The 12,890-nt window shown below is 70.8% G+C and carries 14 protein-coding genes; 3 read left to right on the forward strand and 11 right to left on the reverse strand.

Features of this window, described 5'->3' with window-relative positions:
- Positions 1–296 precede the first annotated feature (296 nt).
- Entirely contained in the window at positions 297–1,271 is a 975-nt protein-coding gene (locus ACWD3D_RS07840) for a hypothetical protein (RefSeq protein WP_451460031.1), read from the forward strand.
- A gap of 276 nt (positions 1,272–1,547) precedes the next feature.
- On the opposite strand, the gene ACWD3D_RS07845 is transcribed toward ACWD3D_RS07840, so the two are convergent.
- Positions 1,548–1,814, reverse strand: coding sequence for a hypothetical protein (locus tag ACWD3D_RS07845; RefSeq protein ID WP_451460032.1), 267 nt, complete (start codon positions 1,812–1,814; stop codon positions 1,548–1,550).
- Positions 1,815–2,242: 428 nt separating this feature from the next.
- Between ACWD3D_RS07845 and ACWD3D_RS07850 the strand changes: the two genes are divergently transcribed.
- Entirely contained in the window at positions 2,243–2,695 is a 453-nt protein-coding gene (locus ACWD3D_RS07850) for a hypothetical protein (RefSeq protein ID WP_451460033.1), read from the forward strand.
- 108 nt (positions 2,696–2,803) lie between these two features.
- Here ACWD3D_RS07850 and ACWD3D_RS07855 read toward each other — a convergent pair whose 3' ends face one another.
- The 8 genes from ACWD3D_RS07855 to ACWD3D_RS07890 all read right to left on the reverse strand — a co-directional run bounded on the left by ACWD3D_RS07855 (position 2,804) and on the right by ACWD3D_RS07890 (position 9,854).
- Positions 2,804–3,754 (reverse strand): VOC family protein, encoded by a 951-nt coding sequence (locus ACWD3D_RS07855; RefSeq protein WP_451460034.1) that lies wholly within the window; start codon positions 3,752–3,754, stop codon positions 2,804–2,806.
- Complete coding sequence (locus ACWD3D_RS07860) at positions 3,751–4,869, reverse strand: 4-oxalomesaconate tautomerase (RefSeq protein ID WP_451460035.1); 1,119 nt, start codon at positions 4,867–4,869, stop codon at positions 3,751–3,753. The genes ACWD3D_RS07855 and ACWD3D_RS07860 overlap by 4 nt, the downstream gene beginning before the upstream one ends.
- Positions 4,866–5,606: a 4-carboxy-4-hydroxy-2-oxoadipate aldolase/oxaloacetate decarboxylase gene (locus ACWD3D_RS07865; protein ID WP_451460036.1), complete on the reverse strand. Its 741-nt coding sequence runs from the start codon at positions 5,604–5,606 to the stop codon at positions 4,866–4,868. The genes ACWD3D_RS07860 and ACWD3D_RS07865 overlap by 4 nt, the downstream gene beginning before the upstream one ends.
- The gene (locus ACWD3D_RS07870; RefSeq protein ID WP_451460037.1) at positions 5,603–6,499 is read right to left on the reverse strand and encodes an ABC transporter ATP-binding protein; all 897 of its coding nucleotides are present in this window, start codon (positions 6,497–6,499) and stop codon (positions 5,603–5,605) included. Before ACWD3D_RS07870 ends, ACWD3D_RS07865 begins: the two co-directional genes overlap by 4 nt.
- A gap of 3 nt (positions 6,500–6,502) precedes the next feature.
- A complete protein-coding gene (locus tag ACWD3D_RS07875) occupies positions 6,503–7,288 on the reverse strand; it encodes an ABC transporter permease (RefSeq protein ID WP_451460038.1) in 786 nt (261 codons plus the stop codon).
- Complete coding sequence (locus ACWD3D_RS07880) at positions 7,285–8,061, reverse strand: ABC transporter permease (protein ID WP_451460045.1); 777 nt, start codon at positions 8,059–8,061, stop codon at positions 7,285–7,287. The genes ACWD3D_RS07875 and ACWD3D_RS07880 overlap by 4 nt, the downstream gene beginning before the upstream one ends.
- A 26-nt stretch (positions 8,062–8,087) precedes the next feature.
- Positions 8,088–9,074 carry an ABC transporter substrate-binding protein gene (locus ACWD3D_RS07885; protein ID WP_451460039.1) on the reverse strand — a complete coding sequence of 329 codons (987 nt, stop codon included), beginning with the start codon at positions 9,072–9,074 and terminating at the stop codon, positions 8,088–8,090.
- A 120-nt stretch (positions 9,075–9,194) separates the two neighbouring features.
- A complete protein-coding gene (locus ACWD3D_RS07890) occupies positions 9,195–9,854 on the reverse strand; it encodes a GntR family transcriptional regulator (protein ID WP_451460040.1) in 660 nt (219 codons plus the stop codon).
- A gap of 114 nt (positions 9,855–9,968) precedes the next feature.
- On the opposite strand from ACWD3D_RS07890, the gene ACWD3D_RS07895 reads away from it, so the two are divergent.
- A complete protein-coding gene (locus tag ACWD3D_RS07895; protein WP_451460041.1) occupies positions 9,969–10,985 on the forward strand; it encodes an amidohydrolase family protein in 1,017 nt (338 codons plus the stop codon).
- 91 nt (positions 10,986–11,076) lie between these two features.
- On the opposite strand, the gene efeU is transcribed toward ACWD3D_RS07895, so the two are convergent.
- Both efeU and ACWD3D_RS07905 read right to left on the reverse strand, forming a co-directional pair.
- Positions 11,077–11,919: an iron uptake transporter permease EfeU gene (gene efeU / locus ACWD3D_RS07900; protein WP_451460042.1), complete on the reverse strand. Its 843-nt coding sequence runs from the start codon at positions 11,917–11,919 to the stop codon at positions 11,077–11,079.
- Positions 11,920–11,954: 35 nt separating this feature from the next.
- Positions 11,955–12,890: Dyp-type peroxidase (locus tag ACWD3D_RS07905; protein WP_451460043.1), on the reverse strand; the 936-nt coding region annotated here is incomplete at its 5' end.

A 12,890-nucleotide genomic window follows, 5' to 3' on the forward strand; every position in this document is an offset into this window, starting at 1 on the left:
TGACCGGCGATTCCGGATTTCTCTGCCCGTGCCGCGGAGCGCATTGCCCCGAGCCGCCCCGCCGCTCCGCGCGCCCGGCTGTGCTCGCCCCCTCGCGAGGTGACGGAACCACAGGGCCGGGTCCGGGGTGTGACATGGCGACGCACAGCAATCGCATAGCATGTGCCAATCCAGTGAACGTTTTACAACGGGGGATCTTCATGTTTCTGACCAGCGGCTTCAGAGGGATTGTCGCGGGATCGGCGGGAGTGGTTCTCCTTGCTGGATGCGCAGATGCACACACTCTGCTGAACAAGATGAACGGCCCGGACCACCGGGCCGAGCTGCCGGTGGAAACCGGAGCCCGGGACGTCGTGCACACTGCCATCGACGAGAAGACGTATCCGATCCGACTCTCCGTCGAGGGCCTCGTCCGCGGTTCGGACGACGCCCTCGACGGCGTACGCCTGGGTGACGGTCTCAAGGGCAAGGTCCCGTACTACCTCACCTACGAGGTCACTAACACCGGCAAGAAGGAGATACCGGCCCCCTACGAGGTGTTCCGCAACCTCACCGTGACCGGTACCGACTGGCTGCCCGGCACGCAGGTCCGCCTGACCGGCGGCACCGCGCGTGCCTCGGCGTCCTGCGAGGACTCGGCGCCGGACACGCTGGCCCCCGGAGCCTCGTACACCTCCTGCGGGACGTACATGCTGGCGAAGGGCGTGGGCGTGATGGCGGTGACGCACCTGTCCGGGGGCGGGATCGGCCCGGCCTCCCAAGTCACGACCTGGCCGGTCGAGGGTGGTTTCGCCGAGGCGGCGGAGGACGTGGCGGCGCAGGGCGACGCCATCACCGTCCGATGGGACGCGGGGAAGGAGGACGGGGGCATCGTCGAACTGCCGGCCACCTTGGAGTCCGTACGCAAGGGCAGCCCCGACGACCTCGCCGGTACCGTTTTCGACGGCGCCGAGCTGCACCGCACCCCGTACTACGTGACGATCTCCTACCGCAATCCCGGCGAGACCGATCTCTCCGCCGGTCAGGCGGACAGCGTTCGCGTGATCACCGAGGGCGGCCAGCAGATCGGGGGGATTCCGCGATCGTTCGCCGACGGGCTGGACATCGACGCCTGCCCCTCGGACGAGGGCGAGGACGTGATCCCGCCCGGCGGCACCGTGGAAGAGTGCACCGTCTACCTGACGGCCGACGGCGACGAGCCGTTCGTGGTGGGCTTCCAGGTCGCGGGCGAGGAAGAGGGCCTCACCGGCTGGCGGGCAAAGGTCTCCTGACGCCCGGCCGGACGGAGTCGCAGACCGGCGCGCAGCCTGTCACCTGCTTCCGGAGGCGACCTTCCCGAGGCCCCAGCGGGAAGCCCCGCCCCGGCCGGCGGGCAGGCGCCGCCTGCCCCTCGCACCACCGCGGGACCGGGGACCGGAGCCCACGTCGTCGCGCTGGATGCGCAGCCGCATCTCGGCGCCGCCCAGCACGCTCGTGCCCACCCGGATGTCACCCCCGTCAACAGCAGCAGACTAAGTGGTCGGCTCCGCAGATCCTTCGGGGGTTGATCACGCTGTCGACGCAACGGAGGATTCTTCGTAGTGATCGGCGGTGCGCCGGTCGAGCCTGGCCAGTAGACCGTCCAGGTCGGAGGTGGTGAACCTCCACTGGAGTGGCTGTGCCGTGGCGTTGTAGCAGTCTTCGAATTCCCGGAGCCGGTCCCTGACCTCGGTGAGGTCGGCGAAGCCGTTGGGTGAGACCACCTTGCGCTGGACGACGGAGAAGTAGATCTCCACCTGGTTCAGCCAGGAGGCATGTACGGGTGTGTGGACCATGACTGTGTTCGGGAACGCTGCGGACGGGCATGGCGGGCGAACCGTTCGACCGAAGTGGATCATGGCAAGCCGCAGCCTGCCCAGCCCGCCGCCAGGATGGAACCCAGATGTCGCGGGTGTGGCCACCTACGGGTCCAGCTGCGAGTCGTCGCTGCAATCGGGAATCCCGTGATCACCGCCGCGACGCACCTCGCGGAACGGCGCCACGGGAAAGGCGTCGGGCTCGGAGCGGCGACGAGGGGCGTACCGGGGAGCGCGGGCCGAAGGCCGGTGCGGGCGGGGAGATGCTCGCCCCCGGGCCACCGGGAGAGGTCCGGCGGGGGAACCAGTGCGCCCCGTACGGTCGTCACCACGGGAACATCAGGCGTCCGCCTCATCGGGGGAGGGCTCCGGCGACGCCCTTCCCGACCCGATCGCGAGGTACTGAGATGAGACGATCAGTCCTGCCCGTCCTGCCCGTCCTGCTGGCGGCAGCGGTTCTGAGCGGCTGTTCCGGGGCCGGCGAGACCGCCTGCACCCTCGTCGGCATGGATTCGCAGGTTTCGCTGGCCTGGCGTGCTTCGGACTTCGGTCCGGCGAACGCGGCCTCCCTCCGCTTCTGCGTCGGCGAGGTCTGTGAGGAACGGAAGTCCGGCAACCCGGGCGATCCGACGAACCACCTGTCGATCCCGCTCCCGGAGGCCGACGGTCCCGGCCCCGTTCAGCTGCGGCTCACCGTCACGTCCACCGCCGACGGCAAGGAGATCGTGACCGACGGGACCGGGGCGACACTCGAGGAGCAGCACCCCAACGGCGAAGGCTGCGACCCCACGGCCTGGACCGCCACGGTCCGCGCCGAACCCGCCGGACTCACCGATCCGGAGGGACTGTCCCTCCGGTAGGCGGGGTCCGAAGCCGGCCGGCGCACCGGCGCGGCCTGCCCGGGGCCGGGCGGGCCGGAGGCCGCGGGTTCCACGTCGCGAGGGGGCGGTCGCGGCCCGCCCCTCCGGTCAGGCGATCGGCGGGGTGCCGTGGGTGTGGAAGGTGTCGATGGTCTTCAGGCCCCACGCCTGTCCCCGCTTGCGCTCCTGTTCCGTCCAGGTGATCAGGGGCCAGTCGGGGGCGAGGACGAGTCGGGTGAGCGGATTGCACAGCTCGATCCGGTTGCCTCCGGGCTCCCACAGGTAGAGGAAGAACGTCTGCTGGATGGCGTGCTTGTGCGGGCCGGTCTCGATGTGCACGCCGTTGTCGATGGCCAGGTCGGCGGCGCGCAGGATGTCCTCGCGGGTGTCGGTGGCGAAGGCGATGTGGTGCAGACGCCCCTCGGATCCGGTCCAGTCCTCCGTGTACACCACGTCGTACGACTTGTTGTTGAAGGTCAGCCAGCGGGCGGCCACCCGGCCGGAGTCCAGCTGTATCTGCTCGGTCGGCCGGGCTCCGAGAACGTGCTCGGTGAACTCCGCGTTGGCCAGGACGTCGGCCCCCAGGAAGTTGATGTGGTCGAGACGGCGGACGCCCACACCGCGGTTGGGCTTGGCCTGCGGCTGGTTCTTCAGAGCGGGACGGAGTTCCGGCGGGGCCTCGTACCACTCGGTCTCGTAGTAGAGGTCGAGTACGTGCCCGTCCGGGTCGCTGGTGCGGAACGTGCGACCGGTGCCGGCCTCGCCGTCCACCCACTCGCCGTCGCGGCCGGCCTCGCGGATCGCGGCGGCCCGGCGCTCGAGCGCCTCGGGGCTCGACGCCCGCAGCGCCGTGCGGCGTACCCCGGAGGTGGAGTGCGCGGTGACGACCAGGCTGGTCTGCTCGTAGTCGTCGAAGGCCCTCAGGTGCACCGAGTCGCCGACGCGGCGGGTCTCCGTCAGCCCGAGGATCTCGGTGCAGAACCATACGGTGCCGTCGAGTTCGGGGGTGAGCAGTTCGACGTGTCCGAGGTGGGCGATGTCGCCTCGTGCGCTGTTCATGCGGGTACCTCCGTGGGGGCCGGCCGGGTGCGGCCGGGGTGCTGTCGGGTGCGGACGGGACCGGGGTGGACGGTCCCGTCGAAGATCATTCGGGCGGTACGGATCACGGACGTGGCGCCCACCGGGTGCTCGGCGTCCGGCCCCGGAGCGACACCCACGTCGAGGAATCCGGTGGGGTGCTCGATCCGTACCGGCTCGCCGGGCGGCGGCACTTCGGCGACCTGCGCCGCCACGCTGTCCGGCAGCCGGACGGCGGCGGCCACGGAGGCCGCGCCGAGCACCCCGATCGCCTGGTGGACCCGTTCGGGGATGAAGCTACGGGTCGTGACGGCCCCGCCCCGGGCGGGCGGTGCCACCAGGACGATCTTCGGCACCGTGGTGGCGTCGGGGTCGGGGTCGATGCCCAGGGCCTCGGCGCCCGCGGCCCGAATCGCGCGCACCCGATGCCGCAGCGACTCGTCGGCCTCCAGCTCGGCCGGGGTCTCGTTGCCGGTCAGGCCCAGGTCGGCGGCGCGTACGAGAACGGAGGGCATGCCGTTGTCGACGCAGGTGACGGTGTACCCGGCGAACTCGTCGCGGCTACGCCCGGTGGGCAGCAGGGGTGCGCCGGAGGGCTCGGCGACGATCACCACCGGTGCGGCGGTGCCCGGTACACCGGTGATCGCGGTGTCGCCGCGGTAGGAGACCCGACCACCGGGCGTGTGCACGCGCAGCACCGCGGACGAGCCGGTGTTGACCAGCCGTACCCGGACGTCGGTGTGGTCCTGGCCTGCCCGTACCAGACCGCGTTCGACGGCGAACGGCCCGACGGCCGCCAGCATGTTGCCGCAGGTCTGGGAGTCGGTCACCACCGGCCGGTCCACGACCACCTGCAGGAACAGGTAGTCGACGTCCGCGCCGGATTCCGTACTCGCCGAGACCACGGCCACCTTGCTGGTCAACGGGTGGGCGCCGCCCAGTCCGTCGATCTGGCGCAGGTCCGGGCTGCCCATGATGCGCAGCAGCAGCTCGTCCCGTTCCGCGGGATCGGACGGCAGGTCCCGGGCGAGGAAGACGGCGCCCTTGGACGTCCCGCCACGCATCAGGGCGCAGCGGACCCCGTCCGAGGCGGTCACCGGCCGTCCCCGTCGAAACCGGGCCCGGGGTCGGCGTCGGGGTGCTGTTCCCGCCAGGACCGGTAGCGCACGCCCTGGTTCTCCAGCACCTTCCGCAGCCCGTAGCGGTCGAGCCCCAGCTCGCCGCGCTCGAAGGCCGCGCGGCTCTCCGCCTCCTTCTCGACGCGGGCCTGTGAGGCGGCCACCGCCTCCTCGGCCCGGGCGCGGGGTACGCACATCACGCCGTCGTCGTCGGCGATCACGATGTCGCCGGGCGCGATCAGCTGACCGGCCACGACGACCGGCACGTTGACGCTGCCCGCGGTGGCCTTGACCGTGCCCTGTGCCGAGACGTGGCGCGACCACACGCCGAAGCCCATCTCCCGCAGTTCCCTGGTGTCGCGCACTCCGGCGTCGATGACCAGGCCGGTGACGCCGCGCCTGGCCAGGGCGGTGGCGAAGAGCTCGCCGAACATGCCGTGGGTGCTGGGCGCGGCGGCGGCGACCACCAGGACGTCGCCCTCGCCGCACTGCTCGACCGCGGCGTGGATCATCAGGTTGTCGCCGGGCCAGCAGAGCGCGGTGACCGCGGGGCCGGCGATGGTCAGGCCTTGCTGGATCGGGCGGAGGTCGGGGCCGAGGCTGTGGGTCCGGCCGAGCGCCTCGTGGACGGTGGCCACACCGTACGCGCGCAGCCGGTCGACCAGCCGGGGGTCGGGGCGCGGGACGTCGGTGATGACGAGTCGGTGGTCGTTCACGGCTTCTGCACCTCGTCGGTCTCGGTGTCCGCATCCGGCCGGTGCCCGGCCTTGGCACGCTGGATCAGTTCGTACACGTGGTGGCGCAGCTCCGCGAAGCGCGCGGTGGAACGGGTCTCCAACTGGTCACGGGTGGAGGGGAGATCGACGGTGACGTCCTCCAGCACCACCGTGGGGCGGTTGGAGAGCACCAGCACGCGCTGGCCCAGGTAGACCGCCTCGTCGATGTCGTGCGTCACGAAGAGCACCGTCACGCCGAGCCGATCCCACAGCGAGCGCACCAGGTCCTCCAGGTCGGCGCGGGTCTGCGCGTCGACGGCGGCGAACGGCTCGTCCATCAGCAGCACCGACGGCTCGTACGCCACGGCGCGGGCGATGGCGACCCGCTGCTGCATACCGCCGGAGAGCTGCCACGGGTGGGAACCGGCGCTGTCCGTCAGGCCCACGGCGGCCAGCGCCTCGTCGACCTTGAGGGCCCGCTCGGCACGGCCGAGGCCCTTCTCCTTCAGCGGCAGTTCGACGTTCTGACGTACCGTCAACCAGGGGAAAAGGCTGCGGCCGTACTCCTGGAACACCACGGCCATGCCCTCGGGAGGGCCGGAGACCACGGTGCCGTCCAGCAGCACTTCGCCCTCCGTCAGGTCCATCAGGCCGGCGATGCAGCGCAGCAGGGTCGTCTTGCCCGCGCCGGACGGGCCGACGATGCAGACCAGTTCGCCGCTGCGGACGCGGAACGTCAGGTCGCGTACGGCCTCGACACCGCCGGCCCCGCCGTAGATCTTGCGCAGGCCGCGCACGTCGAGGGCGTGGGTGGCCTCGGTCGACGCCGCCACTCCGGGCCCGGGGGGACCGGCCGGCCCGCCCGCCTTCTTGGACGTCTTGGGTACGGACATGGCTCAGGCTCCTCGATCCGCTTGCCGCAGGCCCCGGTACCAGGCCAGCATTTTGTGCTCCACGGCGCGGAACAGCACCGAGAGCAGGAATCCGATGAGGCCGAGCAGGATGATCCCGGTCCACATCTGGGGGATGGCGAAACCCCGTTGGAACTGGACGATGGACGCGCCCAGCCCCCGGTTGGCGCCGAAGAGTTCGCTGATCACCATCAGGATCACGCCGATGGACAGCGCCTGCCGGGCGCCGGCCGCGATCTGCGGACTGGCGCCGCGCAGGACCACCTGCCGCAGCCGGGTGCTCGTGCGCATCCGGTAGCAGCGGGCGGTGTCCAGCAGCACCTCGTCCAGGCCGCGGACGCCCTCGACGGTGTTCAGCAGGATCGGCCAGAGGCAGCCCAGCGCGATGGTGACGATCTTGGACGTCCAGCCGGTGTAGCCGGCGAACAGGGCGATGACCGGCACCAGTACGGGGGGCGGCACCGCGCGGAAGAACTCCAGGGTGGGCTCCAGCAGTGCCCGGACGGTGCGTGACAGCCCGATCGCGACGCCCAGGGCGACGCCCGCCACCAGGGCGATGGCGTAGCCCAGCGCCAGCCGGGACATGCTCGGCAGCACGTCGTGGGTGAACCGGTCGCCGTTCCAGGTCTTCGGGAAGGCCTCGACGATGTCGGCCAGCGGCGGCCAGAAGAAGCTGGTGGAGTCCGCCGAGGCGAACCACCAGACGGCCACCAGGACGGCCGGCAGCGCCAGGACCAGTACCAATTGCCGGAACACGGCACGTGATGTCACGTCAGTTCCCTCCTTACCGAGGGGTGCCAGCGCAGGACGCGGCGTTCGGCTGCGCGCGCGAGGACGTTGACCAGCACGCCGATCAGTCCGACCACGACCACCAGGGCGTACGTGGTGGCCACGGCGCCGGAGGACTGGGCCACGCCGATGCGCTGCCCGAGTCCGGGGACCCCGATGATGAGTTCGGCGGTGATCTCCAGGATGAGGGCGACGGCGGCGGCGAGCCGGAAGGCGGTGACGACGTACGGCAACGCGGTCGGCCACACCACCGTGCGGAACACCGTCCAGCGGGAGAAGCGGTAGGAGCGGGCGGTGTCGCGGACCACCGGGTCGACGTCGGCCACGCCGTACAGCACCTGCACCAGTACCTGCCAGAAGGCCGCGTACACCACGAGCACCAGCGCGGACTGCGGTCGGCTGCCGTAGATCAGGACCACCAGCGGTATCAGGGCGACCGAGGGGATGGGGCGCAGGAACTCGACGGTGGAGGCGGTCAGTTCGCGCAAGGCGCGGCTGCTGCCGACGAGCATCCCGACCACGATGCCGGCCGCCATCGAGACGGCCAGGCCGATGGCCCAGCCGCGCAGGGTCTGGCCGAGGGCGGTCCAGAACGACTCCCGGCCGAGGAGGCCGACCAGCTCGTCGCCGATGGCGTCGGCGGGCGGGAGGAAGTCGTCGTTGACGATGCCGCCGCGCGGCAGGATCTCCACCAGGGCGACGACGGCCAGCAGACCCACCACTCCGAGGACGGTGTCGCGCCCGGGGCGGGGCATCGCTGCCCCACCCCTCTTCACGTCGGTCACGGGAGCAGGCTCTTGACGTCGGGGGCGGAGTCGGCGAGACCGTCCTCGGCCATCAGATCGGCGAGTTTCTGGAGGGACTCGGTCTTGATCTCGGTGGGCCAGCTGGGCAGAACGGCGTTCTTCTGCACGTCGGCGGCGATGTCGGTGTACTCGGTGAGGATCGCGCGGACGTCGTCCGGGTGTTCCGTCGCGTACCCCATGGACTTCTTCATCGCCGCGCCGAAGGCCGTGACGACCTTCGGGTTCTGCTTGGCGTACTTGTCGGAGGTGAAGTACATGCCGACCAGCAGGTCCGGGTCGGTCTCGGCGTAGTTGGAGGTGACCTGCCGGTCACCCTGGCCCTGAGCGATGGTCAGGAACGGTTCCACCAGCTGCCCGGCGTCCACGTCACCCTTGGCCACCGCGGGGGCTATGTCGGGGAAGGCGAGCTCGACGTACTCGATGCCGGACGGGTCGCCGCCGGCGGCGCGGACCGCCTCGTTGACGGTGATGGTGTTGATGTTCTGCAGGGTGTTGACGGCGATCTTCTTGCCCGCCAGGTCGGCCGCGGACTTGATGGCGCTGTCGCTCTTGACGACGACGCCGCCGAAGTCCTTGCCCTTCTCGCCCGTCGAGGACACGCCCGCGGCGACGCCTTGCAGGGCCAGCCCCTTGGAGCCGCCGAGCAGCAGGGAGACGGTGTTGCTGAAGCCGAACTGGTACTGGTCGCTCATCACGCCGGGCACGATCGCGGCGCCGCCCTGCGCGGTCTCCAGCTTCAGTTCCAGGCCCTCTTCCTTGAAGAAGCCCTGCTTGATGCCGAGGTAGATGGGGGCGACGTCGACGATGGGGATGACGCCGACCTTGACGGTAGTCGTACCGCCGGCCTCCGTCGCCTTGTCCTCGTCACTGCCGCACGCCGCCAGGCCGAGGCTCATGGTCAGGACGACGAGGGCGCACACACCTCGTCCGGGCTTCGTGCGGCCGCGGAGGTTTCGCTGCATCGGGACTCCTCGCAGAGCTCAGACCCTCGCCCATGGGGCGAGGGACGGGCCACCGTCGGCCGCGTGGAGGAGACGGTACAGAGATTGTTGACAATTGTGAAGGCAATGTTGCGGACTAAATCATCCGTCGATCTCCCGCATCGCGACGATCACGTCGGCGACGTGTTCGCGGGCCGCGCGGTCCGCCGCGGCGGGGTCCCGTGCGCAGATGGCCTCGATGATCGCGAGGTGCTGCGGCAGCGACACCTGGGGCCGGCCGGGCCGCAGTGCCAGCTGGAACTGCCGGCGCACGTTGCGGGCCAGCAGATTGGCCAGCAGGTCCGACGCGACCGGCTGTCGGCCGATTTCCCGCAAGCGGTCGTGGAGCAGGGAGTTGAGCCCCGAATACACCATGACCTCGCCGTGCGACACCGCGTCCCGCATGCGCCGGCCGATGTCCCGCAGCTCCGCCACTTGCACCTCGGTCACCCGTTCGGCCGCCTTCGCCGCGCACAGGCCCTCCAGGACCATCCGCACCTCGGTGATGGCCACGGCCTCCTCCACGCCGACCGCCCGCACCCTGGCCCCCCGGTTGGCGATGCGCTCCACCAGGCCCTCGTGCTCCAGATCCACGAGCGCCGCTCGCGCGGCCCCCCGGTTGCATCCGTACTGCTCGCACAACTCGGCCTCGATCAGCCGCTGACCCGGGGCGAAATCTCCGGCGAGGATGCCCGCCCGGATGCGGTCGGCCGCCTCCTTGGCGGGTCTCGCGCCGCGGGAACGTTCGGGGGCAAAACTCATGAATACCTCCAGAGGCTGGATGGGCAACACTATCGCCATCTCAAATTGCGCACAATTTTGTCGTACGATGCGCGTGCGCTCGCCCCCAGCACTCACAGCAAGGACGGTTCGCGGATGATCATCGATTGCCATGGGCACTACACCACCGCCCCGGCGTCCCACGGGGACTGGCGGCGCGACCAGCTCGCCGCCCTCCTGGAGGGCCGAAAGGCCGCCGCGTACCCGCGCGTGGCGGACGACGAGATACGTGAGTCCATCGAGCACAACCAGCTGCGCATGCTCACCGAGCGCGGCGCCGACCTCACCCTCTTCTCGCCGCGCGCCTCGGCCATGGCCCACCACGAGGGCGACGCCGCCGCCTCCGCCGCCTGGGCACGCGCCTGCAACGACCTGGTGGCCCGGGTCGCGGGCCTCTTCCCCGACACCTTCGTCGGGGTGTGCCAGCTCCCGCAGACTGCCGGAGCCCCGCTCGCGGACGCGGTCGACGAGCTGCGCCGCTGCGTGGGAATGGGGTTCGTCGGCCTCAACCTCAACCCCGACCCCAGCGGCGGCCACTGGACCGCGCCGCCGCTGACCGACCGGTACTGGTACCCCCTCTACGAGGCCATGTGCGAGCTGGACGTACCGGGCATGGTGCACGTCTCCGCCAGCTGCAACCCCGCGTTCCACGCCACGGGCGCCCACTATCTGGCGGCCGACACCACGGCGTTCATGCAACTGCTCCAGGGCGACCTCTTCGCCGACTTCCCCGACCTGAGGCTCGTCATCCCGCACGGCGGCGGCGCGGTGCCGTACCACTGGGGCCGCTACCGGGGCTTGGCGGACATGCTGGGCCGTCCGCCCCTCGACACCCATCTGATGCGCAACGTCTTCTTCGACTCCTGCGTGTACCACCAGCCCGGCATCGACCTGCTGCTGAAGGTCGTCGATCCGGCGAACATCCTGTTCGGCTCGGAAATGGTCGGCGCGGTACGGGGGATCGATCCCGAGACGGGTCACCACTTCGACGACACCAAGCGCTATTTGGACGCGGCCGACCTGTCCGAGGGAGAGCGGGCGGCGGTCTTCTCGGGCAACGCCCGCCGGGTCTACCCGCGTCTGGACGCGCTGCTGCGGGGACAGGGGCGCTGATACCCGCTCCCGCCGGGGCGGACCCGCGCGCGACAGGGCCGGACGCGCACGGCCCCCGGACCGGCTTCGGACCCGGCCCCCTCACCCCGTATCAGGCAGGCTGAGCGGTGTCGTTCTCCACCGGAGCGACCGCCGTGCGACGCGGCGGCAGGAGGAAGAGTGCCATGACCGGGACGACGTAGAGGGCCCACGCGGCGGTCTGGAGGGCCGTCGGGTCGGGCTGGAAGTTGAACACTCCCTTGAGCAGGGTGCCGTACCAGCTGTCGGCGGGCACCGTGGAGCTGATGTCGAAGGCCAGGGTGTGCAGTCCCGGCAGGAAGTCGGCTTCCTGGAGGTCGTGGAAACCGTAGGCGAGGACACCGGCGGCGACCACGACCAGCATGGCGCCGGTCCAGGTGAAGAACTTCGACAGATTGATCCGCAGGGCGCCCCGGTAGAAGAGCCAGCCCAGCACGACGGCGGTGAGCAGCCCGAGCACGGCCCCGACGAGAGGGCGGACGCCGTCGCCGGTGGCCTGGACGGCCGTCCAGATGAACAGCGAGGTCTCCAGTCCCTCCCGGCCGACCGCCAGGAACGCGGTGAGGACCAGGGCGCCCGTCCCCACGGCGAGGGCGGCGTCGAGCCGTCCGTGCAGTTCGGTCCTGAGATGCCGCGAGGTGCGCTTCATCCAGAAGACCATCCACGTCACCAGCCCGACCGAAATGATCGACAGACCGCCGCCGAGCAGCTCCTGGGCCTGGAAGGTCAGGGTGGAGGAGCCGTACTGGAGGGCTGCCCCGAAGCCGAGGGACAGGGCGACCGCCAGGCCGACGCCCAGCCACAGCGGACCGAGGCGCTCCTTGTTCCCGGACTTGACCAGATAGGCGACCAGGATGCAGACGACCAGGCCGGCTTCCAGGCCCTCGCGCAGGCCGATCAGATAGTTGCCGAACACGGCGTCGTTTCCTTCCGGTTGGTCAATAAAGCAGGTCAGGAGAGCAGCGTCCGGCCCCACCAGTCGTCCTTGTCGCGGACGCCCGGCGGGACGGCGAAGACGGCCGAACCCACGTGCTGGATGTATTCGTTGAGCGCGTCGTGCCGGGCCAGCCCTCGCTGGACGGGGATGAAGCCCCTGCGGACGTCACGCTGGTAGGCCAGGAAGAACAGGCCCGCGTCGAGACGGCCCAGCCCGTCCGTGCCGTCGGTGAAGGAGTAGCCGCGGCGCAGGATTCTCGCCCCGCCGTTGCTGTCCGGGTGCGCCAGGCGGACGTGGGCGTCCGGCTTCATCGCCTTCAGGAACGGCTCGTCGCGCTCCGCCGACTTGCCGGCCGGGGCTCCCTCGCCCTTGTCGCGTCCGAAGACGTCTTCCTGTTCCTGGAGCGAGGCGCGGTCCCAGGTCTCGATGTGCATCCGGATGCGGCGGGCGACCAGGTACGAACCACCCGTCATCCAGGCGGTGCCGTCGGTGGGGCCGACCCACACGTGCTGGTCCAGGGCGGCCGTGTCGGTGCCCGCGACGTTCCGTGTGCCGTCCTTGAAGCCCATCATGTTGCGGGGGGTCTGTGCGTCCGGGGTGGTGGAGGAGGTCTTGCCGAAGCCCAGTTGAGACCAGCGGACGGCGACCTTCCCGAAGCCGATGCGGGCGAGCTGGCGGATCGCGTGCACCGCGACCTGGGGGTCGTCGGCGCATGCCTGGACGCAGAGGTCTCCCCCGGAGCGGGCCGGGTCGAGGTTGTCGCCGGGAAACGCCTCCAGGTCCACCAGCGCGTCGGGACGCTCGCTCGCCAGGCCGAAGCGGCCCCCGGCGAACAGGGCGGGGCCGAAGCCGATGTCGAGTCCTCGCGCCGGGAATGGGTCCCCCTCAAGTCGGTACCCGACCTCATCGCGAGGGGCGAGGTGCCCGCGGCCAACATGGCGGCCGGGCTG

It is taken from the genome of Streptomyces sp. NPDC002690, assembly GCF_053592415.1.